Here is a 22,135-nt window from a genome sequence, read left to right as displayed (position 1 = left end):
AAAATAAGGTCTCAGCTCAGACCGATGCCAACACCAGGTGCAGGTAACGGGTAAGCATAGCGAGCATCTGCCCATCGGCTTGCGCGTTCGCATCCTTGAGCAGGCCCTGATATTCCATCTGCTCGATAATCGCCGTCAACATTTGGGCGTCTTGTTCCGGTTGCCGTGAGCCGACCACCTGCAGCAATTGCCGGGTGCCGTGCAGCAGAATCTGGTCGTGGGCGCACACCAGCTCGGCCAAACGCGGGCACAGCAGTGCCTCCTGGCGGAAGGCCTGCTCGGCCATCAGAAAGTCGCGCCGGTTGAGCAACTGACGTGACACATAGTCAGCGGTCATGCTTGCCACTTCGTCGGCCAGCCGCGCTCGCGCCTGCGGGCTGCCATCGCCCTGGGCGAGCATCTGGCGCAGCACCACCTCGGTGTTGGCCCAGAGCTTGGCCATGTAGGCGGCGCTGCGCTCGACGTACTGGGCGAAGGTATCGGTGAGCAGGTCCTCAATGTCCTTGAAGTAATAGGTGGTGGCCGACAACGGCACACCCGCCTCGGCGGCCACGGCACGGTGGCGCACACCGCGCACGCCATCGCGCACGACGATGCGCATGGCGGCGTCGAGGATCAGCTGGCGGCGCTGCTCGCTGCCTTGGCGGGCGGTCTTGCGGCCCTGGTACTGCACACTTTCGGCGACGGCGGTGGCGATGCCGGCGGCGCCTTGCTCGGCGATTGCGGGGGTCACGGGGTTACCTCACGGACGGTGTGTTGGCTGTACCGGCCCCTTCGCGGGCAAGCCCGCTCCCACAGGTATCGCGCCTGAGGGCAGTGCAATACCTGTGGGAGCGGGCTTGCCCGCGAAGGGGCCGGTGCAGACAACATAAGGCTTCAGGCAAGAAAAAGCCGCCCCTAGAGGCGGCTTTCTCAGATCACTCAGGCCTGCGGACGCATATGTGGGAACAGGATCACATCGCGAATCGACGGCGAGTTGGTCAGCAGCATCACCAGGCGGTCGATGCCGATGCCTTCACCGGCGGTTGGCGGCATGCCGTATTCCAGGGCGCGGACGAAGTCGGCATCGTAGTGCATGGCTTCGTCGTCACCAGCATCCTTCTCGGCCACCTGGGCCAGGAAGCGCTCAGCCTGGTCTTCGGCATCGTTCAGCTCGGAGTAGGCGTTGGCGATTTCGCGGCCACCGATGAACAGCTCGAAGCGGTCGGTCACGGCCGGGTTGTCGTCGTTGCGACGGGCCAGCGGCGACACTTCGAACGGGTACTCGGTGATGAAGTGCGGCTGCTCCAGCTTGTGCTCGACCAACTCTTCGAAAATCATCACTTGCAGCTTGCCCAGGCCTTCGTGGCCCAGCACCTTGGCACCGGCCTTTTTGGCGATGTCACGGGCACGGTCGACGTCTTGCAGGTCGGCAGCGGTCAGTTCAGGGTTGTACTTGAGGATCGAGTCGAACACCGACAGGCGCACGAACGGCTCGCCGAAGTGGAACACCTTGTCGCCGTACGGCACGTCGGTGCTGCCCAGCACCAGCTGCGCCAGCTCGCGGAACAGCTCTTCGGTGAGGTCCATGTTGTCGGTGTAGTCAGCGTAGGCCTGGTAGAACTCGAGCATGGTGAACTCGGGGTTGTGCCGGGTCGAAACGCCTTCGTTACGGAAGTTACGGTTGATCTCGAAGACTTTCTCGAAACCACCGACTACCAGACGCTTGAGGTACAGCTCCGGCGCAATGCGCAGGAACATGGCCATGTCCAGGGCGTTGTGGTGGGTTTCGAACGGCTTGGCCGCGGCGCCGCCTGGGATGGTCTGCAGCATCGGCGTCTCGACTTCGAGGAAGTCGCGCTCGATCAGGAACTTGCGGATGTGCGAAATCACCTGCGAGCGAACACGGAAGGTGTGGCGGGTTTCTTCGTTGACCATCAGGTCGACGTAACGCTGACGGTAGCGCTGCTCGGTGTCGGTCAGGCCATGGTGCTTGTCGGGCAGCGGGCGCAGCGACTTGGTCAGCAGGCGCACGTTGGTCATCTCGACGTACAGGTCACCTTTGCCGGAGCGGGCCAGGGTGCCCTCGGCGCTGATGATGTCGCCCAGGTCCCAGGTCTTGACGGCGGCCAGGGTTTCTTCCGGCAGGGTCTTGCGGTTGACGTAAACCTGGATGCGGCCAGTCATGTCCTGGATGACCATGAACGAGCCACGGTTGAGCATGATGCGCCCGGCAACCTTGACCGGAATCGCTGCAGCTTCCAGTTCTTCCTTGGTCTTGTCGGCGTACTGTTTCTGCAGGTCGTTGCAGTAGCTGTCGCGACGGAAGTCATTGGGGAAGGCATTGCCCTTGGCGCGCTCTGCGGCAAGTTTTTCCTTGCGCAGGGCGATCAGGGCGTTTTCTTCCTGTTGCAGGTCTTGCGGTGCGCTATTGAGGTCGCTCATGTCGTCATTCTTTCCATCAGGTATTCGTTGCCCTTTTCGGGCAGGGCACGCGATGCCGGCGGGTAGCCAGGCATCGCGGCAGTGGTGTGCGGCTTACAGCCCTTGCTTGAGGCTCGCTTCCAGGTACTGGTCGAGGTCGCCGTCCAGCACCTTCTGGCAGTCGCTGCGCTCAACGCCGGTCCGCAAGTCCTTGATGCGCGAGTCATCCAGTACGTAGGAGCGGATCTGGTGGCCCCAACCGATGTCCGACTTGCTGTCTTCCAGCGCCTGGGAAGCGGCGTTGCGCTTCTGCATCTCCAGCTCGTACAACTTGGCCCGCAGCATTTTCATGGCGGTGTCTTTGTTAGCGTGCTGGGAGCGTTCGTTCTGGCAGGCCACCACGGTGTTGGTCGGCACGTGGGTAATACGCACCGCGGAGTCGGTGGTGTTTACGTGCTGACCACCAGCGCCCGAAGAGCGGTAGGTGTCGACGCGCAGGTCGGACGGGTTGATGTCGATTTCGACCTTGTCGTCGATCTCGGGCGACACGAACACCGCCGAGAACGAGGTGTGGCGACGGGCGCCGGAGTCGAACGGGCTTTTACGAACCAGGCGATGCACGCCGATTTCGGTGCGCAGCCAGCCGAAGGCATATTCGCCCTTGATGTGCACGGTGGCGCCCTTGATGCCGGCGACTTCACCTTCGGAGAGCTCGATGATGGTGGCGTCGAAACCACGCTTGTCGGCCCAGCGCAGGTACATGCGCAGCAGGATGTTGGCCCAGTCCTGCGCTTCGGTACCGCCGGAGCCGGCCTGGATGTCCAGGTAGGCGTTGTTCATGTCCATCTCGCCGCTGAACATGCGACGGAACTCAAGCTGGGCCAGTTTTTCTTCCAGGCCTTCCAGCTCGGTCACGACGTCGCCGACGGCGCTTTCGTCCTCTTCCTCGACGGCCATGTCGAGCAGGTCCTTGCAGTCGGACAGGCCGTTGGCCATCTTGTCCAACGTCTCGACGACCTGTACCAGCATGGCACGTTCGCGGCCCAGGGCCTGGGCATACTCAGGCTTGTTCCAGACGGCCGGGTCTTCCAGCTCGCGGTTGACTTCGATCAGGCGGTCATGCTTTTGATCGTAGTCAAAGATACCCCCGAATTGACTGGGAACGCTCGGTGAGGTCCTTGATGGTGTTCAGGATCGGTTGGATTTCCATGGGCGACGGCTCTCGTGCGAATTCGGTGAAAAGCCTGCGAGTATAACCGAGTCCAACGCATGGCGGCAGACCCGCCGGGCGGTACCCTGCACCCGGCACTACGAAGCACTACGCCGCAGCCGCAACCTCAAGCGATACCCACCTGGTTACGCCCCCCATTCTTGGCCAGGTACAGCCCCTTGTCGGCCGCCGAAATCAACTGCCGACAATGCCCGCCCACCGCCGGTGTCTGGGTCGCCAGGCCAATGCTCACCGTCAACCGCGAATCCGCCGCTGGCGCCGTGTGCGGAATGCCCAGCGCCAACACCGTCTGGCGCAGTTTCTCGGCAATCAGCCGCGCCCCGCCTGGGGACGTATTGGGCAACACCAGGGCAAACTCCTCGCCCCCATAACGCGCCGGCAGATCCGTCGGCCGCGAGCACGAGCCGCGGATCGCCTCGGCCACTTGGCGCAACGCCTCATCACCCGCCAAATGCCCGAAACTGTCGTTGTAGGCCTTGAAGTAGTCGACATCGATCATCAACAACGACAACTGCTGCTGCTCACGCATGGCCCGGCGCCATTCCAGCTCCAGGTATTCGTCGAAGTGACGCCGGTTGGACAGCCCGGTCAGGCCATCGGAGTTCATCAACCGTTGCAGCATCAGGTTGGAATCGAGCAACTGCTGCTGGCTGACCCGCAGGGCGCGGTACGCCTCGTCACGCTGGAGCAGCGTCAGGTAGGAACGCGAGTGGTAGCGGATGCGCGCCACCAGTTCGATGTTGTCCGGCAACTTGACCAGGTAGTCGTTGGCCCCGGCAGCGAACGCCGCGCTCTTCACCAGCGGGTCTTCCTTGGTCGACAGGACGATGATCGGGATATCCTGGGTAGCCGGGTTGTTGCGGTACTCACGCACCAGCGTCAGCCCATCCAGGCCCGGCATGATCAGGTCCTGCAGGATCACCGTCGGTTTGATGCGCATGGCCTGGGACACCGCCTGATGCGGGTCGGCGCAGAAATGGAAGTCGATGTTGTCTTCATGGGCCAGGCCACGACGCACCGCCTCGCCGATCATTGCCTGATCGTCGACCAACAGCACCATCGCCGAGTTCTCGTTGGTGGTCGCGAAACCTTCGATCGGTAGATCATTCATGCCTATTCACCTGATCACCGCCGACCAGGCGGCGTGATTCAATACATATCGTCATTTTGCAAAGAATTCCATCAATCGCCCGGCGATTCGCTCCAGCGGGCGGATTTCCACCGCAGCGTCAATCGCCGCGGCGGCCTTGGGCATGCCGTATACGGCACTGCTGGCCTGATCCTGAGCGATGGTCAGGAAGCCCTGCTGGCGCATCTGTTTGAGGCCCTGGGCACCGTCGCGGCCCATGCCGGTGAGCAGCACACCCACCGCATCGCCGCTCCAGTAGCGTGCCACGCTCTCGAAGAACACATCGATCGAAGGCCGGTAGATTTCGTTGACGGGTTCGGCAGTGTAGGCCAGCTGACCATTTTGCAGCAGGCGGATATGGTGGTTGGTGCCCGCCAGCAGGACTTGCCCCGGCTGCGGCGGCTCGCCCTCGCGGGCCAGGCGCACCGGCAGGCCGGCAGCGCTGCTGAGCCATTCGGCCATGCCTGCGGCGAAAACCTGGTCGACGTGCTGGACCAGCACGATGGCCGCCGGGAATGCCGGCGGCAAGCCCTTGAGCAGCACCTCGAGGGCGGCCGGGCCGCCGGCCGACGAACCGATTGCCACCAAGCCACGACGCTGGGATGCCTCGCGCAATGGCGTGGCAACCGGGCGCGCGGCCGGCGTGCGCTGCTGGCCTATCAGCCAGCCGATGTTGAGGATCTTGCGCAGCAGTGGCGCCGCCGCCTCACGGGCATCGCCCGCGCCCAGGGCCGGGGTATCGACCACATCCAGGGCGCCATGGCCCATGGCCTCGAACACCCGGTGCACGTTCTGCTTGCGGTCGACCGTGACGATGACGATGGCGCAGGGGGTCTCGGCCATGATCCGCCGCGTCGCCTCTACCCCATCCATCACCGGCATGATCAAGTCCATGAGGATCAGGTCTGGCTGCTGCTCGGCGCACCGCTGCACCGCCTCGGCGCCGTTGCCCGCCACCCAGATCACCTGGTGCGCGGGCTCGAAGGCCAGCGCCCGGCGCAACGCCTCCACCGCCATGGGCATATCGTTGACGATGGCGATCTTCATCCCTGAGCACCTCCAATCAGCTCCACCACAGCATCCAGCAACGCATCGTCGTGGAAACTGGCCTTTGCCAAATAGTAGTCGGCGCCAGCGTCCAGACCACGCCGCCGGTCTTCCTCACGGTCCTTGTACGACACCACCATTACCGGCAGCGATTGCAGGCGCTGGTCCCGGCGCACCAGGGTGACCAGCTCGATGCCATCCATGCGCGGCATATCGATGTCGGTGATCAGCAAGTCGAAGTCTTCGCCGCGCAGGGCATTCCAGCCGTCCATGCCATCCACCGCCACGGCCACTTCGTAACCGCGGTTACCCAACAGTTTGCGCTGCAGTTCGCGCACGGTGAGCGAGTCGTCGACCACCAGGATGCGCTTGCGCGCCAGGCCGCGGGTGCCACTGTTGCCCCGCTCGATGCGTTCGAGGCTGCCGGTACTGAGCAGTTTTTCCACCGAGCGCAGCAGGTCCTCGACGTCGACGATCAGCACCACCGAGCCATCGTCGAGCAACGCCCCGGAGGAGATGTCCTGGACCTTGCCCAGGCGCGGATCGAGGGGCATCACCACCAGCACCCGCTCCCCGATCAAGCGTTCTACGGCTACCCCGTAGAGTTGCTCGCGCTCTCGAATCACCACCACCCGCAGGCTGCTTTCATCGGCCTGCCCTGCCGGGCGATTGAGCAACTGGCTGGCCGCCACCAAGCCGATGTGCCGCCCTTCATGCCAAAAATGCTGACGCCCTTCGATCTGCACGATCTGCTCGGCAGTCACCTCCAGCGTGCGTTCGATGTGCGCGAGCGGGAAGGCATACGCTTCGCCGCCCACTTCCACCACCAGGCTGCGCACCACCGACAGCGTCAGCGGCACCTGCAGGTGGAAGCGGCAGCCCTGACCGGCCAGCTGGGTCAATTCGATCGACCCGCGCAGCTCGCGGATCATGTGTTGCACGGCGTCCAGGCCAACCCCGCGCCCCGACACCTCGGTCACCTTGTCGCGCAAGCTGAAGCCGGGCAAGAACAGGAACGTGATCAGCTCCGCCTCGCTCATCCGCGCCACGGTGTCGGCCGGCGACATGGCCCGTTCGACGATGGCGCTGCGCAGGCGCTCCAGGTCGATGCCGGCGCCATCGTCAATCAGCTCGAGGCTGAGCATGCCGGCCTGGTGCGAGGCACGCAGGCGAATCACGCCCTCCTGCGCCTTGCCTGCCAGCAGGCGCCGCTCTGGCAGTTCGATACCATGGTCGACCGCATTGCGCAGCAGGTGGGTCAGCGGCGCTTCGAGCTTTTCCAGCACATCGCGGTCGACTTGGGTTTTTTCGCCTTCGATGACCAAGCGCACCGGCTTGCCCAGAGACCGCCCAAGGTCACGGACCATGCGGCTCTGCCCGGCCAGAACGTCGGCAAAGGGCCGCATCCGGCAGGCCAGCGCCGTGTCATAGAGCAATTGCGCACGCTGGCTGGCCTGCCAGCCGAACTCGTCGAGGTCGGCGGCCTGCTGCTGCAGAATCTGCTGGGTCTCGACCAACAAGCGCTGGGTCTGGGCCAGGGCTTCGAGTACCTCGCTGCTCTGGCCACTGTCCTCCAGTTGCATGCGCAAACCATCGAGTGCCTGCATGCCTTGGCCATGCATGCGCTTGAGGCGCTGCAGGGTGGCCAGGTAAGGCTTGAGCCGCTGGGTCTCAACCAGCGACTTGCTGGACAGGTCGAGTAAGCTGTTGAGGCGGTCGGCCGTGACCCGCAGCACCCGCTCAGCGCCTTCGCCGGCGCGTTTACCGGCCTTGCGCCGTGGCACGGGCTCAAGCTCGACGTCCACTTCCATGGGCTCGGGGGCCATCGGCAAGGGCTCGACAGGCAGGGTTGGCACGGGCGCTGTCGGCGACGGCATGGCCATCGCCATTGGCAGCGACGCTGGTGCCGCGCCCGGGTCCAGCAAGCTGGCCATCTGCGCAAGGAACACCGGCAGTGTCGCTTGGGCGCCCGCGTCGCCCGGCGTGGCGATGCGCATCAACAGGTCGGTCCCCTGCAGCAGCGCATCGATATGCTCGGCGCTCAACCGCAAGCGGCCTTCCTGCGCCGCCACCAGGCAGTCTTCCATCACGTGGGCCACGCTCACGCCAGCATCGACCCCGACAATACGTGCGGCCCCTTTCAGGGAGTGGGCCGCGCGCATGCAGGCTTCCAGTTGGTCGGCCTGGGTGGGGTTGCGCTCCAGCGCCATCAGGCCGGCGCTGAGTACCTGGGTCTGCGCCTCGGCTTCCAGGCTGAACAGCTCGAGCAACGATGCGTCGCGCATTTGCTCTGGGGTCATGACAGGCTCCGCTGCACCGCAGACAGTAAGTGTTGATCGTCCAGCACCCGCACACTGCGGCCGCGCCACTGCAGCACCGCCGCGGTAAAGTGGGTAACGTCCTGGCCACTGCCCAGCAGCGTCGGGTCAAGCCGGTGAATGCCGTCGATTTCCTCGACCGCCATCACCACCGGCCCCCCTTCGGCAGCCAGGATCAGCATGCGCGGCATCTCACGGCCGCTGCGTTGCTGCCCAGCAGCCGGCTGCACACCCAGCAAGTCAGCCAGCGACAGGCACGGCACCAATGCACCGCGCACGTTGGCGACGCCCTGCAGCATTCGGGAACGCTGGTGCGGCAGCGAATGCACCGCCTGCAAGGGGGCGATTTCAGCCAGGCAGGCGGTGGCCAAGGCCAGCCATTCTTCGCCGAGCCTGAACAGCAGCATGGAGCGGCCAACCGATTCCTCGGCCGCTGGCGCAACTGCGGCGTGGTCATCCTGCAGCAGGGCATAACGGTCGAGCAGGCGCGTGGCGGCCGCGGCATACACGTCACAGTTGCGGCAATGAATATGCCGCTCCAGCAGCGGGCACTGTTTGTCACCGTGCACGCCGATGCGGTTCCAGCAGTCGTCGATGCGCTCGTCGGCCTGCGCAAGCAGTTGCATCGCGGAGTCACCCCTCATCGTTCAGGCTCCCGTCCCGCCCGTGCAGCACGCGCCTGCAAACGCTGAGCGCCTGCCAGGTCGCCCTGGGCCGCGAGCAAGGCCGCCAGGTGCACCAAGGCTTCGGGGTGCTGCGGCTCCAGGTACAGGGCCTTGCGATAGTGGGTAAGCGCCTGGCCGGCGTCGCCTTCGGTATCACTGAGCAAGCCCAGCCAGTAGTAAACCTGCGCCGTCGGCGCGAACTGGCTCAAGTAGCGCTGGCAGGCGGCACGCGCCTGCGCACTGGCGCCCGCGTTGGCATGCCGGGCAATGCTGGCCAGCAGTTCGGCTTCGTTCTCGCCTTTGCGTTCTGCCGGCAGTGGCGCCTTGGCAGTGAACGGAAGCGCTCGCAACGGCCGCGCCAATGACGGCGTCGGCGGCGGGTACACGGGCAGGGGCAAAGGCGGCAGCGCGCGCTTGGCTGGGGGCGCGGGTAGTGCGCGGGCCGGTGCCACGGCGCCCTCCTGACGCACGTAGGCGAACGATTGAGCGATACCCAGCGGGCGCATGCCCAGCCGCGCCAGCAAGCTGCCTTCGGCAGGCCCGATAAACAGCACACCCTGCGGATGAGTCAGGCGCTTGAGCACCTCGAACACGCGCTGCTGGGTGGCCACGTCGAAATAAATCAACAGATTGCGACAGAACACGAAGTCGTACAGGCCATCGCGGCTGGCCAGGGCCGGGTCCAGCACATTACCCACTTGCAGGCTGACTTGCTGGCGCACGCGATCATGCAGGCGATGGCCGTCACCGAGCGCATCGAAAAAGCGCTCGCGAAACCCCAGGTCGCTGCCGCGAAACGCATTGCGGCCATAAACGGCCTGCTCACCCTTGGCCACCGAAATGGGGCTGATGTCGATGCCATCGATCACGAACGTGCCAGGGCCCATGCCACCATCGAGCAGCGCCATGGCCAGTGAATAAGGTTCTTCGCCGGTCGAGCACGGCAGGCTGAGCAGCCGCACCGGGCGGGCGCCGGCCAGTTCTGCCAGGCGCTTGTGGGCCAGCCCCACCAGGGCCGTGAAGGATTCCGGGTAACGGAAAAACCAGGTCTCAGGGACGATGACCGCCTCGATCAGGGCCTGTTGCTCGTCCGCCGACTGCTGCAGGCGCAGCCAGTAGTCGTCCAGGTCCACGGCGTTCACGGCACTGCAGCGCTGGCGCAAGGCACGCTCGACCATCGGCGCGCCTACCGACTCCACGTCCAGGCCGATGCGCTCGTGCAAATAGCGGAAGAAACGCTGTTCAATCATGTCGGCATTCCTGGCGCAGGGGCCCCGCGTTCATCGGCGAACAACAGCTCGCGCACGGCATCAGTCAGCAGGTCATCGACGGCGATGCGCTGCACCAGGCCCTGGGCATCCTGGCGCACAGGCCCGAGGTACGCTGCGTCGCCATTGTCCAGGCCATACGGCTGGAATTCTTCGGGGCGGCAACGCAAGGTCTCGGTGGCCTGTTCAAGGATCAGCCCAAGCTGCAAGTCGCCCCGGTAACGCACCAGCACCAGCCGCGTGCTGGTGCGTTGCGCCGCCGCCTGGCCAAAGCTCAGTGCCGACAGGTCGACCACCGGCACCAGTGCGCCGCGGTGCGCAAGGATGCCCGCGACCCACGACGGCGCCTGGGCAATCGGCTTGAGCGGCCGACGCGGCAGCACCTCTATCACCTCGTGCACGTCCAGGGCAAACCGCTGGTCAGCGATGCGAAACTGCAGGTACAGCGTGCCCTTGGCGTCGCTTGCCTGCGCTGCGCGGGGTTGCAAGTCGTTCATGGTCGTCAGACTTTGAAGCGCGACACGCCGCCACGCAGGCCTGCTGCCACCTGGCTGAGCTCGTCAATGGCAAAACTGGCCTGGCGCAGCGACTCGACCGTCTGGGTACTGGCATCGCTCAGCTGGGCCAACGCCTGGTTGATCTGCTCGGCGCCGGTGGCCTGGGCCTGCATGCCCTCGTTGACCATCAGCACACGCGGCGCCAGGGCCTGCACCTGATGGATGATCTGGCTGAGCTGCTCGCCCACTTGCTGCACCTCGAACATGCCGCGGCGCACTTCTTCAGAGAACTTGTCCATGCCCATGACCCCGGCCGACACCGCCGACTGGATTTCGCGCACCATCTGCTCGATGTCGTAGGTGGCCACCGCCGTCTGGTCAGCCAGGCGGCGTACCTCGGTCGCCACCACAGCAAAGCCACGGCCATACTCGCCGGCTTTTTCCGCTTCGATGGCGGCATTGAGCGACAACAGGTTGGTCTGGTCGGCCACCTTGACGATGGTCACCACCATCTGGGTGATGTTGCTGGCCTTTTCGTTGAGGATGCCGAGCTTGGCATTGACCAGGTCGGCGGCGCCCATCACCTGGTGCATGGTTTCTTCCATGCGGGCCAAGCCTTGTTGGCCGGAGCCGGCCAGGCTGGAGGCCTGATCGGCGGCAGAGGTGACCTCGGTCATGGTGCGTACCAAGTCACGCGAGGTGGCGGCGATTTCCCGCGAGGTGGCGCCGATTTCAGTGGTGGTCGCGGCAGTCTCGGTGGCGGTAGCCTGCTGCTGCTTGGACGTGGCGGCGATCTCGGTCACCGAGGTGGTCACCTGCACCGATGACCGCTGGGCCTGGGACACCAGGTTGGCCAGCGCCTCGGCCATTTCGTTGAAGCCGCTTTCGATGGCGCCGAACTCGTCCTTGCGGTCCAGGCTCAGGCGCATGCTCAGGTCGCCTGAACGCAGCCTGTCGAGGGCGTGGACGATGCGCTGCATGGGGGCGCTGATGGCGCGCATCAGCAGCAACCCGCAGATCCCGGCGGCAACGATTGCCAGCAGCAGCGAAACCATCATGCTGCCCTTGGCCGTGCTCACGGCGCTGACGATATCTTGAGTGGCCGCGTCGGCCGAGGCTCGGTTGTTCTCGATGACTTCGTTCAGGTGCTTGCGACCATCAACCCATGTGGGGGTGAGCACCTCGATGATAAGCCGTTCGGCTTCGGCATAGTTGTGCTGGCGATAGGTGTCCAGCACCTGGCCGACGATCTTGAGGTAGCTCTGTTCCAGCTGCACGAAGCTGTCGAAGCGGGCCTGGTCGTCGCTGTCCTTGATGGTGGTCTGGTAGCTGGCCATGTGTTGCTTGAGGCGGTCCTCGAAGCTCTTGAACAGTTCCAGATCCGCCGAGGTGATTTCGCGGTGGTTGGACAGCCCTACCAGTTGCTGGCTGGTGACGTAGCTGTCGACCCAGGCACTGCGGATCATCGAGCTGTAGTAGACCCCGGGGATGCTGTCGGTCCCCACTGCCTCCTCGGCACTTTCGATCGCCACCAGCCGCGAGTAGGCGGCTACGATCATCAGCAGCATGATGGCGATGATCACGGCGAAACTTGCCAGGATCCGTTGGCGCAAGGTCCAGTTCTTCACATTCAGCCCTCAGGAATTCACAACGAGCGGGAAAAATCGCCGAAGTATAGCCCAGGCATCCTACGCTTTTGCGGCTGAAATGCGGGTATTCAGGCATCCTTGCCTGATGGACAAGCCAAGTCGCCTGCTATTGGCCTGCGGCGAGCCGCACCTGGCTCTCCAGTTCCTGGCGCAATGCCGGGTCCAGGCGCAGCTGCCGGGCGAGTTCGTCCAGGTAGGCGCGCTCCATGAAGTTTTCCTGATCGACCATCATGACACTGGCCAGGTACATCTCGGCGGCCATTTCCGGTGTTTGCGCAGCACGCGCCACTTCGGCCGGGTCCAGCGGTTTATTCAGCTCATCGTGCAGCCAGTGTTGCAGTTCGCGGTCCGAGTCCAGGCGGGTGAACTCACCTTCGATCAAGGCGCGCTCGCGCTCATCGATATGGCCATCGGACTTGGCCGCTGCCACCAGTGCGCGCAGCACCGCCTGGCTGTGCTGCTCGGCCTGGGCCGGTGGCAGGCGGTCGAGGGTTTGCGGCTCGGGCGCCTGCCCTGCCCCCGGCTGGCGCGCCTGCCAGTTGCCGTAGGCCTTGTAGGCCAGCACCCCGAGCGCAGCCAGGCCACCGTAGGTCAGGGCTTTGCCGCCATATTTGCGGGCCTTCTTGCTACCCAGCAACAGGCCCAGCGCCCCTGCCCCCAACGCGCCGCCACCCACGCCGGAAAGCAGGCCGCCAAGGCCGCCGGCGCTGGTGCCGGGCTTGCCTGAGCCGCCTTTGCCGGCCTGTTTTTCGAGCAGTTGCTGGCCGGACTTGAGCAGTTGGTCGAGCAGTCCGCGGGTGTTCATTCAGGTACCTCCAGACGTCGCAAAAGAATGGCCAGATTAAGCCTTGCCCACGTGATCGCCACGGGAGGATTTGCTTCCGGATGTTGCATTGGCCAGCAAAAAGCCAACTAGACTCGATATCGCCAATACCTCGCGCAATCGCACTACGCTTATAACAATCGCTCCACTGCTTGCTTGATGACTGCCCCGACCTAGATCTCCAAGAAGAGGGAACACCATGTCAGCGCACAAGACCGCATTGCTCGGCGCCATGACGGGCGCGTTGCTCGCCAGCGCCAGCCTGCAGGCCGCCGAACCGCTCAACGCCCTGGGAGCCGGCGAAGGGCGCCTGGATATCGTCGCCTGGCCCGGCTACATCGAGCGCGGTGAAAGCGACAAGGCCTACGATTGGGTCACCGGCTTTGAAAAGGAAACCGGCTGCAAGGTCAGCGTCAAGACCGCCGCCACCTCGGACGAAATGGTCAGCCTGATGACCAAGGGCGGCTACGACCTGGTCACCGCCTCGGGCGACGCGTCGCTGCGGCTGATCGCCGGCAAGCGGGTACAGCCGATCAACACCGCGCTGATCCCCAACTGGAAGAACATCGACCCGCGCCTGCAAAACGGCGGCTGGTACGTGGTCGACAAGCAAGCCTACGGCACCCCGTACCAATGGGGGCCGAACGTGCTGCTGTACAGCACCACGGTATTCAAGCAGCCGCCGACCAGCTGGGGCGTGGTCTTCGAACCGCAAAACCTGCCCGACGGCAAGCCGAACAAAGGCCGCGTGCAAGCCTACGACGGGCCGATCTACATCGCCGATGCGGCGCTGTACCTGAAGTCGGCCAAGCCGGAACTGGGCATCCAGGACCCCTACGAACTGAACGAGACCCAGTACAAAGCGGTGCTCGAACTGTTGCGCCAGCAACAGCCGCTGATTCACCGCTACTGGCATGACGCCACGGTGCAGATGAGCGATGTGAAGAACGAAGGCGTGGCCGCGTCCAGCTCCTGGGGCTACATGGTCAACGGCCTGAAAGCGGAGAAGCAGCCGGTGGCCTCGACCATTCCGAAAGAAGGCGCCACGGGCTGGGCCGACACCACCATGCTGCACAGCGAGGCCAAGCACCCCAACTGTGCCTACAAATGGATGGACTGGTCGCTGCAACCGAAGGTGCAAGGTGATGTGGCTGCCTGGTTCGGCTCGTTGCCGGCAGTGCCTGCAGCCTGCACCGGCAGCGAACTGCTGGGCGCCGAAGGGTGCAAAACCAATGGCTTCGACAACTTCGACAAAATTGCCTTCTGGAAGACCCCGCAGGCACAGGGTGGCAAGTTCGTGCCGTACAGCCGGTGGACGCAGGATTATATTGCGATCATGGGTGGACGCTAAGGTCGAATGAGCCTGCACCGGCCCCTTCGCGGGACGAGCCCGCTCCCACAAGGGCAGCGTCGCTATGGCCCCTGCGGGCTTGCCCCGCGAAAGGGCCGGTGCAGGCACTACAAGCACAGCTGAGTACCGCCCATGCCCCTAGCCGTCCAGTTCACCCACGTTTCACGCACCTTCGGCGAGGTCAAGGCCGTCGACCAGGTCAGCATCGACATCGAAGATGGCGAGTTCTTTTCCATGCTCGGCCCTTCCGGCTCGGGCAAGACCACCTGCCTGCGCCTGATCGCAGGCTTCGAACAACCCAACACTGGCTCGATCCGCATCCATGGCGTCGAAGCTGCAGGCGTGCCGCCCTACCAACGCGACGTCAACACCGTGTTCCAGGACTACGCACTGTTCCCGCACATGAACGTGCGCGACAACATCGCCTACGGCCTCAAGGTCAAAGGCGTGGCCAAGGCCGAGCGCCACGCCCGCGCTGAAGAGGCCTTGGCGATGGTGGCGCTGGCCGGTTACGGTGCGCGCAAACCGGTGCAGCTGTCCGGCGGCCAGCGCCAGCGCGTCGCCCTCGCCCGTGCCCTGGTCAACCGCCCACGGGTGCTGTTGCTCGACGAACCGCTGGGGGCACTGGACCTGAAGCTGCGTGAGCAGATGCAGGGCGAACTGAAAAAACTCCAGCGCCAGCTGGGGATCACCTTCATCTTCGTCACCCACGACCAGACCGAAGCGCTGTCGATGTCCGACCGGGTCGCGGTGTTCAACCGCGGCCGCATCGAACAGGTCGACACCCCGCGCAACCTGTACATGAAGCCGGCCACTACCTTCGTCGCCGAGTTCGTCGGCACCTCGAACGTGGTGCGCGGCGCGTTGGCCGAGCAGCTCAATGGCAGCCCCGCGCCGTTTTCCATCCGCCCCGAGCATATCCGCCTGGGCGAACAGGCCGCTGCCAGCCATGAAGTGCAAGTCAGCGGCCTGTTGCACGACGTGCAGTATCAAGGCAGCGCGACCCGCTTCGAGCTGCAGTTGGACAGCGGCCAGCTGCTGACAGTAAGCCAGGCCAACGACCGCTGGCAGGCACAGCCGCCCACCTGGCAGGCCGGCCAGCGGGTGCTGGCGCGCTGGCCCCGTGAAGCGATGACGGCGCTGCAGGAAACCGTGCTCGACGAGGGCCGCTGAGATGAACGCCCCGCGCGCCAACCCAAGCCCGCTGCGCAGGTTCTCCAACCTGTTGTACCGGCGCCCCAACCTCTACCTGATGCTGCTGTTGATCCCGCCACTGACCTGGTTCGGGGCGATCTACCTGGGCTCGTTGCTGAACCTGCTGTGGCAGGGGTTCTATACCTTCGACGACTTCACCATGGCGGTGACCCCGGACCTGACCCTGGGCAATTTCGCGGCGCTGTTCAACCCGTCGAACTTCGACATCATCCTGCGCACCTTGGGCATGGCAGTGGCAGTCTCGCTGGCCAGCGCGGTGCTGGCCTTCCCGATCGCCTACTACATGGCGCGCTACACCAGCGGCAAGACCAAGGCATTTTTCTACATCGCGGTGATGATGCCGATGTGGGCCAGCTACATCGTCAAGACTTACGCCTGGACCTTGCTGCTGGCCAAAGGCGGCGTGGCCCAATGGTTCGTCCAGGTGCTGCACCTGGACGGCCTGCTGCAGGCGGTGCTGACAGTGCCTGGCGTTGGCGGCAGTACCCTTTCGACCTCGCACCTGGGGCGCTTCATGGTGTTCGTGTACATCTGGCTGCCGTTCATGATCCTGCCGATTCAGGCCTCGCTGGAGCGCTTGCCGCCGTCCTTGCTGCAAGCGTCGGCGGACCTGGGGGCCAGGCCCAGGCAAACCTTCTGGCAGGTGATTTTGCCGCTGTCGATCCCGGGCATTGCCGCAGGGTCGATCTTCACCTTCTCCCTGACCCTGGGCGACTTCATCGTGCCGCAGCTGATCGGCCCGCCCGGTTACTTCATCGGCAGCATGGTCTATGCCCAACAAGGGGCGATCGGCAACATGCCAATGGCCGCCGCGTTTACCTTGGTGCCTATCGTGCTGATCGCGGTCTACTTGTCCATCGTCAAGCGCCTGGGGGCATTCGATGCACTCTGAAAACGCATCAACCGGCTTGCGCCTGGCGGCCTGGGGCGGGTTGCTGTTCCTGCACTTCCCGATCCTGATCATCGTCCTCTACGCCTTCAACACCGAAGATGCGGCGTTCAGCTTCCCGCCCCAGGGCTTCACCCTGAAGTGGTTCAGCGTGGCCTTCGCTCGCCCGGATGTGCTCGAAGCCATCAAGCTGTCGCTGCAGGTTGCCTGCCTGGCCACACTGATTGCCCTGGTGCTCGGCACCCTGGCCTCGGCGGCGCTGTACCGGCGCAGCTTTTTTGGCAAGGAGGGCATCTCGCTGATGCTGATTTTGCCGATTGCCCTGCCCGGCATCATCACCGGTATCGCCCTGCTCTCCGCGTTCAAGAGCCTGGGCATCGAGCCGGGCCTGTTCACCATCGTGGTCGGCCACGCGACCTTCTGCGTGGTGATCGTCTACAACAACGTCATCGCCCGCCTGCGGCGGACCTCGCAAAGCCTGATCGAAGCCTCGATGGACCTGGGCGCGGATGGCTGGCAGACCTTCCGCTACATCATCCTGCCCAACCTCGGCTCGGCGCTGCTGGCGGGCGGCATGCTGGCCTTCGCTTTGTCGTTCGACGAAATCATCGTGACCACCTTTACCGCAGGGCACGAACGCACGCTGCCGATCTGGTTGCTCAACCAGCTCAGCCGCCCGCGCGACGTGCCCGTGACCAATGTGGTCGCCATGCTGGTGATGCTGGTGACCATGCTGCCGATCCTCGGCGCCTATTACCTGACCCGCGGCGGCGAAAGCGTCGCGGGCAGTGGCAAATGACCCTGGAGGAGTCTTCCATGCAAACGCAGATGCTGATCAACGGTCACCTGGTCGCCGGCGAGGGGCCGGCCTGGACCGTGCTCAACCCCGCCTCGGGCAGCGCCCTGGCGCAAATCAACGAAGCCAGCGAAGCGCAGGTCGACAGCGCCGTGCGTGCCGCCGACCAGGCCTTCGAGGGCTGGTCACAAGCCAGCCCCAAGGACCGCTCCCTGGCATTGCTGGCGCTGGCCGACACCATCGAGCAGCATGGCGAGGAACTGGCCCGGCTCGAATCGCAGAACTGCGGCAAGCCCTTCAGTGCTGCGCTGAATGACGAAATCCCGGCGATTGCCGACGTGTTCCGCTTTTTCGCCGGGGCGGCGCGCTGCCTGGGCGGCTCGGCGGCCGGCGAGTACTTGCCAGGGCACACCTCGATGATCCGCCGCGACCCACTGGGCGTGGTCGCCTCGATCGCACCGTGGAACTACCCGCTGATGATGTTGGCCTGGAAGGTCGCGCCGGCCCTGGCAGCCGGCAACACCGTAGTGATCAAACCGTCCGAACTGACGCCGCTCACCGCACTGCGCTTGGGCGAACTGGCGCAGGGCCTGCTGCCGCCTGGCGTGCTCAACATCCTCTTCGGCCGTGGCCAAACCGTCGGCACGCCGCTGGTCACCCACCCGAACGTGCGCATGGTGTCGCTGACCGGTTCGATCCCCACTGGCGCGCACATCATCAGCGCCACCGCCGACAGTGTGAAGCGCATGCACATGGAACTGGGCGGCAAGGCGCCGGTGCTGGTGTTCGACGATGCCGACATCGACGCCGCCATCGAGGGTATCCGCACGTTCGGCTTCTACAACGCCGGCCAGGACTGCACCGCGGCTTGCCGCCTGTATGTGCAGGACGGCATCTACGAGCCATTCGTGCAACGCCTGGGCGAAGCGGTGGCCAGCCTCAAGCCCGGCCTGCAGGACGCCGAGGACACCGAACTGGGGCCGCTGATCAGTGCCCAGCACCGCGACAAGGTCGCAGGCCTCGTGGAGCGGGCTATCGCCCAACCGCACATTCGTCTGGTGACAGGTGGCAAGGCGATTGAGGGCGACGGCTTCTTCTTCGAGCCAACCGTACTGGCCGATGCTCTGCAGGATGACGAGATCGTGCGCAACGAAGTATTTGGCCCGGTGGTCTCGGTAACCCGCTTCACCGACGAGGCGCAGGCACTGGCGTGGGCCAACGACTCCAACTACGGCCTGGCGTCATCGGTGTGGACCCGCGACACCGGCCGCGCCCATCGCCTGGCGGCGCGCTTGCAGTACGGCTGCACCTGGGTGAATACACACTTCATGCTGGTCAGCGAAATGCCCCATGGCGGGCAGAAACATTCGGGGTATGGGAAGGATATGTCGGTGTATGGGCTGGAGGACTACACCTGTGTGCGGCATGTGATGATCAAGCATTGAGTTGGGGCTTGTCAGTGGATTTGTAGCGCCTTCGAGATCGAGCGCCGCCCGCGCGGCGCTTCGCAGCACAAGGCTGCTCCTACATTTGTTTCGGGCCAGTCACGCCTGTGCCTGCGCGCGCGACCACCTTGTTTGTACGTCTCGATATCAAGGCGGGTGCCAAGGAGCCGCGCGCCCATGGCTCAGGAATAATTGGCCCGAAACAGATGTAGAAGCAGCCTTGTGCTGCGAAGCGCCGCGCGGGCGGCGCTCGATGTCAGCACCCCCTTACACCCAAAGCCAGACACCCGCAAACCACTCAGTCTAATCCCGCAAATCCGACTCATGAATCGGGTTAGCCCGGCTGGTAGCCCGTTGATACTGCGCCGGCCAGGTGGCCTTGTTGCCGCCCAGGTCATCGTCGGCATGCAGCGGCCAGTAAGGGTCGCGCAGCAGTTCGCGGGCCAGGAAGATGACGTCCGCCTGGCCGGTACGCAGGATGTGCTCGGCCTGGGCCGGTTCGGTGATCATGCCCACAGTGCCGGTGGCGATTTCCGACTCTTTGCGCACGCGCTCGGCGAAGCGGGTCTGGTAGCCTGGGCCGGTCGGGATCTCGGCGTTGACCGACGTGCCGCCGGATGAAACATCGATAAGGTCGACGCCTAGCGAGCGCAGGCGCCGTGCCAGCTCGACGGTTTCGTCAGGGTTCCAGCCGTCTTCGACCCAATCGGTCGCCGAGACCCGCACGAACACTGGCAAATCGTCCGGCCAGACATCACGCACCGCCTGGGTGACTTCGAGGGTCAGGCGGATGCGGTTTTCAAAGCAGCTGCCGTACTTGTCACGCCGCTGGTTACTCAGTGGCGAGAGAAACTGATGCAGCAAATAGCCATGGGCGGCATGCACTTCGACCACTTTGAACCCCGCCGACAGCGCGCGTCGAGCGGCATCGGCGAAAGCCTGGACGATACCGGTGATCTCCCCTTCCGACAGCTCGTGAGGCACTGCATGTTGAGGGTCGAAAGCGATCTTCGACGGCCCGACCGGCTGCCAGCCACCATCCTCGGCCTTCAGGCTGCCATGCTTGCCTAACCAGGGGCGGTGCGTGCTGGCCTTACGCCCAGCGTGGGCAAGTTGCACCCCAGGCACGGCGCCTTGGGCGGTAATAAAACGGGTGATGCGCTGCAGCGGGGCAATCTGTTCGTCATGCCACAGGCCGAGGTCTTCGGCGGTGATACGGCCGTCAGGGGTGACGGCGGTCGCTTCGGTAATGACCAGGCCCGCACCACCGACGGCGCGGCTACCTAAATGGACAAGATGCCAGTCGTTGGCCAAGCCATCGACAGCGGAATACTGGCACATCGGCGAAACCGCGATGCGGTTGGGCAACGTCAGCTTACGCAGGGTGTAAGGCTCGAGCAGCAGGCTCATGAGGGCACCTCCCAAGGACTCCAATGGTGATCCGGCCCGGACACTCAATTGCACGTCCCTGGCCCAGGTCCGGTCATAACTTCAGACTAGACCAGAATGGGTGGGGGGGAGGTTCAATGGGATTTGGGGTGGAATGCTGGGTGTTTGGTTTGATGAGGCAAGGCCTCCAGGTGTATGCCGGCAGGTTTGCAGCGCCTATGAGATCGAGCGCCGCGCGGGTGGCGCTCGATATCCGCCGCACCACAACACCCAAGCCAATCACCTTGAAGCCCTCAGCGCGGCTCCATGTGGGCAATCATCAACTGCACGCTCTCATTACCGCGAAACTCGTTCACATCCAGCTTGTACGCCAGCTCCACCCAACGCACGGTAGGGTTCGGCCACACCTCGCGGTCGACGCCGAAGGCAATGCCATCAAGCTTCACCGAGCCACATTCGCTCTTGAGCACCACTTTCAGGTGCCGCTCGCCGACCACTCGCTGCTCGACCAGCTGAAACACACCATGGAACAACGGCTCTGGGAAGTGCTGCCCCCATGGCCCGGCGTGGCGCAGGGCCTTGGCCAGGTCGAGGTGAAACTCTTCCACGGCCAGGCTGCCATCCGACAGAAGCCGGCCGGTAAGGTCTTCTTCGCGCAGCTGGCGCCGCACTTCCTGGTCAAACGCCTCGGCGAATGCCGGGAAGTTGCCTTCAGGCAACGACAACCCGGCGGCCATGGCGTGCCCGCCGAATTTGCTGATCAGCTGCGGATGGCGCGCCGCCACCGCATCCAGCGCATCGCGGATGTGAAAACCCGGCACCGAACGTGCCGAGCCCTTGAGCATGCCGTCGCCGGCATCGGCAAAGGCAATGGTCGGCCGGTGATAACGTTCCTTCAAGCGTGAGGCAAGGATCCCGATCACGCCTTGGTGCCAGTCGGCATCGAACAGGCACAAGCCGTACGGCATCGATTCGACGGGCAGGTCCTTGAGCTGGGCCAGCGCCTCGCGCTGCATGCCCTGCTCGATAGACTTGCGGTCCTGGTTGAGGTCGTCCAACTGCTGGGCCATTTCCTGGGCCAGGGCGGCGTCTTCGCACAGCAGGCATTCGATGCCCAGGCTCATGTCGTCCAAGCGCCCAGCCGCGTTCAAGCGCGGGCCCAGAATGAAGCCCAGGTCGGTGGAGGTGATGCGCCGGTGATCACGGCGGGCCACCTCAAGAATCGCCTTGAGCCCCGGCCGAGCGCGGCCGGCGCGAATGCGTTCAAGGCCCTGATGCACCAGGATGCGGTTGTTGGCGTCCAGCGGCACCACGTCGGCGACGCTGCCCAGCGCCACCAGGTCGAGCAGCTCGCCGATGTTCGGCTGTGCTTGCGTGTCGTAGCGCCCCAGACTGCGCAGGCGTGCGCGCAAGGCCATGAGCACATAGAAGATCACCCCGACCCCGGCCAGCGACTTGCTCGGGAAGTCACAGCCCGGCTGGTTCGGGTTGATGATCGCATCGGCGTCGGGCAATTGTTCACCCGGCAAGTGGTGGTCGGTGACCAGCACTTTGAGCCCCGCCGCCTTGGCTGCCGCCACGCCATCGACACTGGAGATGCCGTTGTCGACGGTGATCAGCAACTGCGGCTGGCGCTGCAGTGCGACGTCGACGATCTCCGGCGTCAGGCCATAGCCGAATTCGAAGCGGTTGGGCACCAGGTAATCGACGTGCGCCGCGCCCAGCAAACGCAGGCCCAGCACGCCAACGGTGCTGGCAGTGGCACCGTCGGCGTCGAAGTCGCCAACGATGAGAATGCGCTGGCGCTGGTCGAGGGCTTCGACCAGCAGGTCTACCCCCGCCTCGATGCCCTTGAGTTGCTGGTACGGCAACAGCCGCGCCAGGCTTTTGTCCAGTTCGGCCTCGGTCTGCACGCCGCGGGCGGCATACAGACGGGTCAACAAGGGTGGCAGGTTACCCAGCAAGGGCAAGGTCGACGGCAGGGGGCGAGGTTCGATACGCATGGGGTCTTCGGCAATCA

Annotated in this window: 18 protein-coding genes; 5 read left to right on the top strand and 13 right to left on the bottom strand. The window is 64.5% G+C overall.

The features are described from left to right. Positions 1–16: 16 nt before the first annotated feature. From ACMCNM_RS07870 to ACMCNM_RS07820, 11 genes are all read right to left on the bottom strand, one after another. A complete protein-coding gene (locus tag ACMCNM_RS07870; RefSeq protein WP_412765907.1) occupies positions 17–721 on the bottom strand; it encodes a TetR/AcrR family transcriptional regulator in 705 nt (234 codons plus the stop codon). Positions 722–921: 200 nt separating this feature from the next. Further along, positions 922–2,424, bottom strand: coding sequence for a lysine--tRNA ligase (gene lysS / locus ACMCNM_RS07865; RefSeq protein WP_027595750.1), 1,503 nt, complete (start codon positions 2,422–2,424; stop codon positions 922–924). Positions 2,425–2,517: 93 nt separating this feature from the next. Further along, positions 2,518–3,613, bottom strand: a protein-coding gene (gene prfB, locus ACMCNM_RS07860; protein ID WP_252826922.1) for a peptide chain release factor 2 whose coding sequence is annotated in 2 segments (ribosomal slippage) — positions 2,518–3,540 and positions 3,542–3,613 — 1,095 coding nt in all. Because the reading frame shifts where the segments join, the coding sequence is not laid out codon by codon here. Between the two features lie 127 nt (positions 3,614–3,740). Then, on the bottom strand, positions 3,741–4,745 hold the full coding sequence (wspR, locus tag ACMCNM_RS07855; protein WP_085272729.1) for a Wsp signal transduction system regulator diguanylate cyclase WspR: 1,005 nt from the start codon (positions 4,743–4,745) through the stop codon (positions 3,741–3,743). A 51-nt stretch (positions 4,746–4,796) separates the two neighbouring features. After that, the gene (gene wspF, locus ACMCNM_RS07850) at positions 4,797–5,810 is read right to left on the bottom strand and encodes a Wsp signal transduction system protein-glutamate methylesterase WspF (protein WP_027595747.1); all 1,014 of its coding nucleotides are present in this window, start codon (positions 5,808–5,810) and stop codon (positions 4,797–4,799) included. Further along, positions 5,807–8,110 carry a hybrid sensor histidine kinase/response regulator gene (locus ACMCNM_RS07845; protein ID WP_412764177.1) on the bottom strand — a complete coding sequence of 768 codons (2,304 nt, stop codon included), beginning with the start codon at positions 8,108–8,110 and terminating at the stop codon, positions 5,807–5,809. The genes wspF and ACMCNM_RS07845 overlap by 4 nt, the downstream gene beginning before the upstream one ends. After that, the gene (locus ACMCNM_RS07840) at positions 8,107–8,772 is read right to left on the bottom strand and encodes a chemotaxis protein CheW (protein WP_412764176.1); all 666 of its coding nucleotides are present in this window, start codon (positions 8,770–8,772) and stop codon (positions 8,107–8,109) included. The genes ACMCNM_RS07845 and ACMCNM_RS07840 overlap by 4 nt, the downstream gene beginning before the upstream one ends. Further along, complete coding sequence (locus ACMCNM_RS07835) at positions 8,769–10,043, bottom strand: CheR family methyltransferase (RefSeq protein WP_412764175.1); 1,275 nt, start codon at positions 10,041–10,043, stop codon at positions 8,769–8,771. The genes ACMCNM_RS07840 and ACMCNM_RS07835 overlap by 4 nt, the downstream gene beginning before the upstream one ends. Next, positions 10,040–10,558, bottom strand: coding sequence for a chemotaxis protein CheW (locus ACMCNM_RS07830; RefSeq protein ID WP_186675887.1), 519 nt, complete (start codon positions 10,556–10,558; stop codon positions 10,040–10,042). The genes ACMCNM_RS07835 and ACMCNM_RS07830 overlap by 4 nt, the downstream gene beginning before the upstream one ends. 5 nt (positions 10,559–10,563) lie before the next feature. Beyond that, on the bottom strand, positions 10,564–12,186 hold the full coding sequence (locus tag ACMCNM_RS07825; protein WP_412764174.1) for a methyl-accepting chemotaxis protein: 1,623 nt from the start codon (positions 12,184–12,186) through the stop codon (positions 10,564–10,566). Between the two features lie 127 nt (positions 12,187–12,313). Next, positions 12,314–13,012, bottom strand: a complete 699-nt coding sequence (locus ACMCNM_RS07820) for a tellurite resistance TerB family protein (protein ID WP_412764173.1) — start codon at positions 13,010–13,012, stop codon at positions 12,314–12,316. Positions 13,013–13,229: 217 nt separating this feature from the next. On the opposite strand from ACMCNM_RS07820, the gene ydcS reads away from it, so the two are divergent. From ydcS to ACMCNM_RS07795, 5 genes are all read left to right on the top strand, one after another. Beyond that, the gene (gene ydcS, locus ACMCNM_RS07815) at positions 13,230–14,381 is read left to right on the top strand and encodes a putative ABC transporter substrate-binding protein YdcS (RefSeq protein WP_339548942.1); all 1,152 of its coding nucleotides are present in this window, start codon (positions 13,230–13,232) and stop codon (positions 14,379–14,381) included. Positions 14,382–14,513: 132 nt separating this feature from the next. Next, positions 14,514–15,554 (top strand): ABC transporter ATP-binding protein, encoded by a 1,041-nt coding sequence (locus ACMCNM_RS07810; RefSeq protein ID WP_412764172.1) that lies wholly within the window; start codon positions 14,514–14,516, stop codon positions 15,552–15,554. Between the two features lies 1 nt (position 15,555). Continuing rightward, complete coding sequence (locus tag ACMCNM_RS07805; RefSeq protein ID WP_099428464.1) at positions 15,556–16,488, top strand: ABC transporter permease; 933 nt, start codon at positions 15,556–15,558, stop codon at positions 16,486–16,488. Next, the gene (locus ACMCNM_RS07800; protein WP_027595737.1) at positions 16,478–17,284 is read left to right on the top strand and encodes an ABC transporter permease; all 807 of its coding nucleotides are present in this window, start codon (positions 16,478–16,480) and stop codon (positions 17,282–17,284) included. Before ACMCNM_RS07805 ends, ACMCNM_RS07800 begins: the two co-directional genes overlap by 11 nt. 17 nt (positions 17,285–17,301) lie before the next feature. Beyond that, positions 17,302–18,726, top strand: coding sequence for a gamma-aminobutyraldehyde dehydrogenase (locus tag ACMCNM_RS07795; protein ID WP_085272723.1), 1,425 nt, complete (start codon positions 17,302–17,304; stop codon positions 18,724–18,726). A gap of 303 nt (positions 18,727–19,029) precedes the next feature. On the opposite strand, the gene ACMCNM_RS07790 is transcribed toward ACMCNM_RS07795, so the two are convergent. Continuing rightward, entirely contained in the window at positions 19,030–20,136 is a 1,107-nt protein-coding gene (locus tag ACMCNM_RS07790) for an NADH:flavin oxidoreductase/NADH oxidase (protein WP_412764171.1), read from the bottom strand. A 272-nt stretch (positions 20,137–20,408) separates the two neighbouring features. Further along, positions 20,409–22,118, bottom strand: a complete 1,710-nt coding sequence (gene recJ, locus ACMCNM_RS07785; RefSeq protein ID WP_186702944.1) for a single-stranded-DNA-specific exonuclease RecJ — start codon at positions 22,116–22,118, stop codon at positions 20,409–20,411. Between the last annotated feature and the right edge of the window lie 17 nt (positions 22,119–22,135).

The organism is Pseudomonas sp. NGC7 (assembly GCF_047159675.1).
Taxonomy (GTDB): Bacteria; Pseudomonadota; Gammaproteobacteria; order Pseudomonadales; family Pseudomonadaceae; genus Aquipseudomonas; species Aquipseudomonas kermanshahensis.
Note: the sequence above shows the minus strand (reverse complement) of the source record. Positions and strands in the feature narration are given on the sequence as shown.

What these genes read in the sequence shown, in the direction of transcription:
- ACMCNM_RS07820 (WP_412764173.1), bottom strand. Translation starts at nt 13,012, where the DNA reads ATGAACACCCGCGGACTGCTCGACCAACTGCTCAAGTCCGGCCAGCAA.
- ACMCNM_RS07810 (WP_412764172.1), top strand. Translation starts at nt 14,514, where the DNA reads ATGCCCCTAGCCGTCCAGTTCACCCACGTTTCACGCACCTTCGGCGAG.
- ACMCNM_RS07845 (WP_412764177.1), bottom strand. Translation starts at nt 8,110, where the DNA reads ATGACCCCAGAGCAAATGCGCGACGCATCGTTGCTCGAGCTGTTCAGC.
- lysS (WP_027595750.1), bottom strand. Translation starts at nt 2,424, where the DNA reads ATGAGCGACCTCAATAGCGCACCGCAAGACCTGCAACAGGAAGAAAAC.
- ACMCNM_RS07790 (WP_412764171.1), bottom strand. Translation starts at nt 20,136, where the DNA reads ATGAGCCTGCTGCTCGAGCCTTACACCCTGCGTAAGCTGACGTTGCCC.
- ACMCNM_RS07795 (WP_085272723.1), top strand. Translation starts at nt 17,302, where the DNA reads ATGCAAACGCAGATGCTGATCAACGGTCACCTGGTCGCCGGCGAGGGG.
- recJ (WP_186702944.1), bottom strand. Translation starts at nt 22,118, where the DNA reads ATGCGTATCGAACCTCGCCCCCTGCCGTCGACCTTGCCCTTGCTGGGT.
- ACMCNM_RS07805 (WP_099428464.1), top strand. Translation starts at nt 15,556, where the DNA reads ATGAACGCCCCGCGCGCCAACCCAAGCCCGCTGCGCAGGTTCTCCAAC.
- ydcS (WP_339548942.1), top strand. Translation starts at nt 13,230, where the DNA reads ATGTCAGCGCACAAGACCGCATTGCTCGGCGCCATGACGGGCGCGTTG.
- wspR (WP_085272729.1), bottom strand. Translation starts at nt 4,745, where the DNA reads ATGAATGATCTACCGATCGAAGGTTTCGCGACCACCAACGAGAACTCG.
- ACMCNM_RS07830 (WP_186675887.1), bottom strand. Translation starts at nt 10,558, where the DNA reads ATGAACGACTTGCAACCCCGCGCAGCGCAGGCAAGCGACGCCAAGGGC.
- ACMCNM_RS07800 (WP_027595737.1), top strand. Translation starts at nt 16,478, where the DNA reads ATGCACTCTGAAAACGCATCAACCGGCTTGCGCCTGGCGGCCTGGGGC.
- ACMCNM_RS07835 (WP_412764175.1), bottom strand. Translation starts at nt 10,043, where the DNA reads ATGATTGAACAGCGTTTCTTCCGCTATTTGCACGAGCGCATCGGCCTG.
- ACMCNM_RS07840 (WP_412764176.1), bottom strand. Translation starts at nt 8,772, where the DNA reads ATGAGGGGTGACTCCGCGATGCAACTGCTTGCGCAGGCCGACGAGCGC.
- wspF (WP_027595747.1), bottom strand. Translation starts at nt 5,810, where the DNA reads ATGAAGATCGCCATCGTCAACGATATGCCCATGGCGGTGGAGGCGTTG.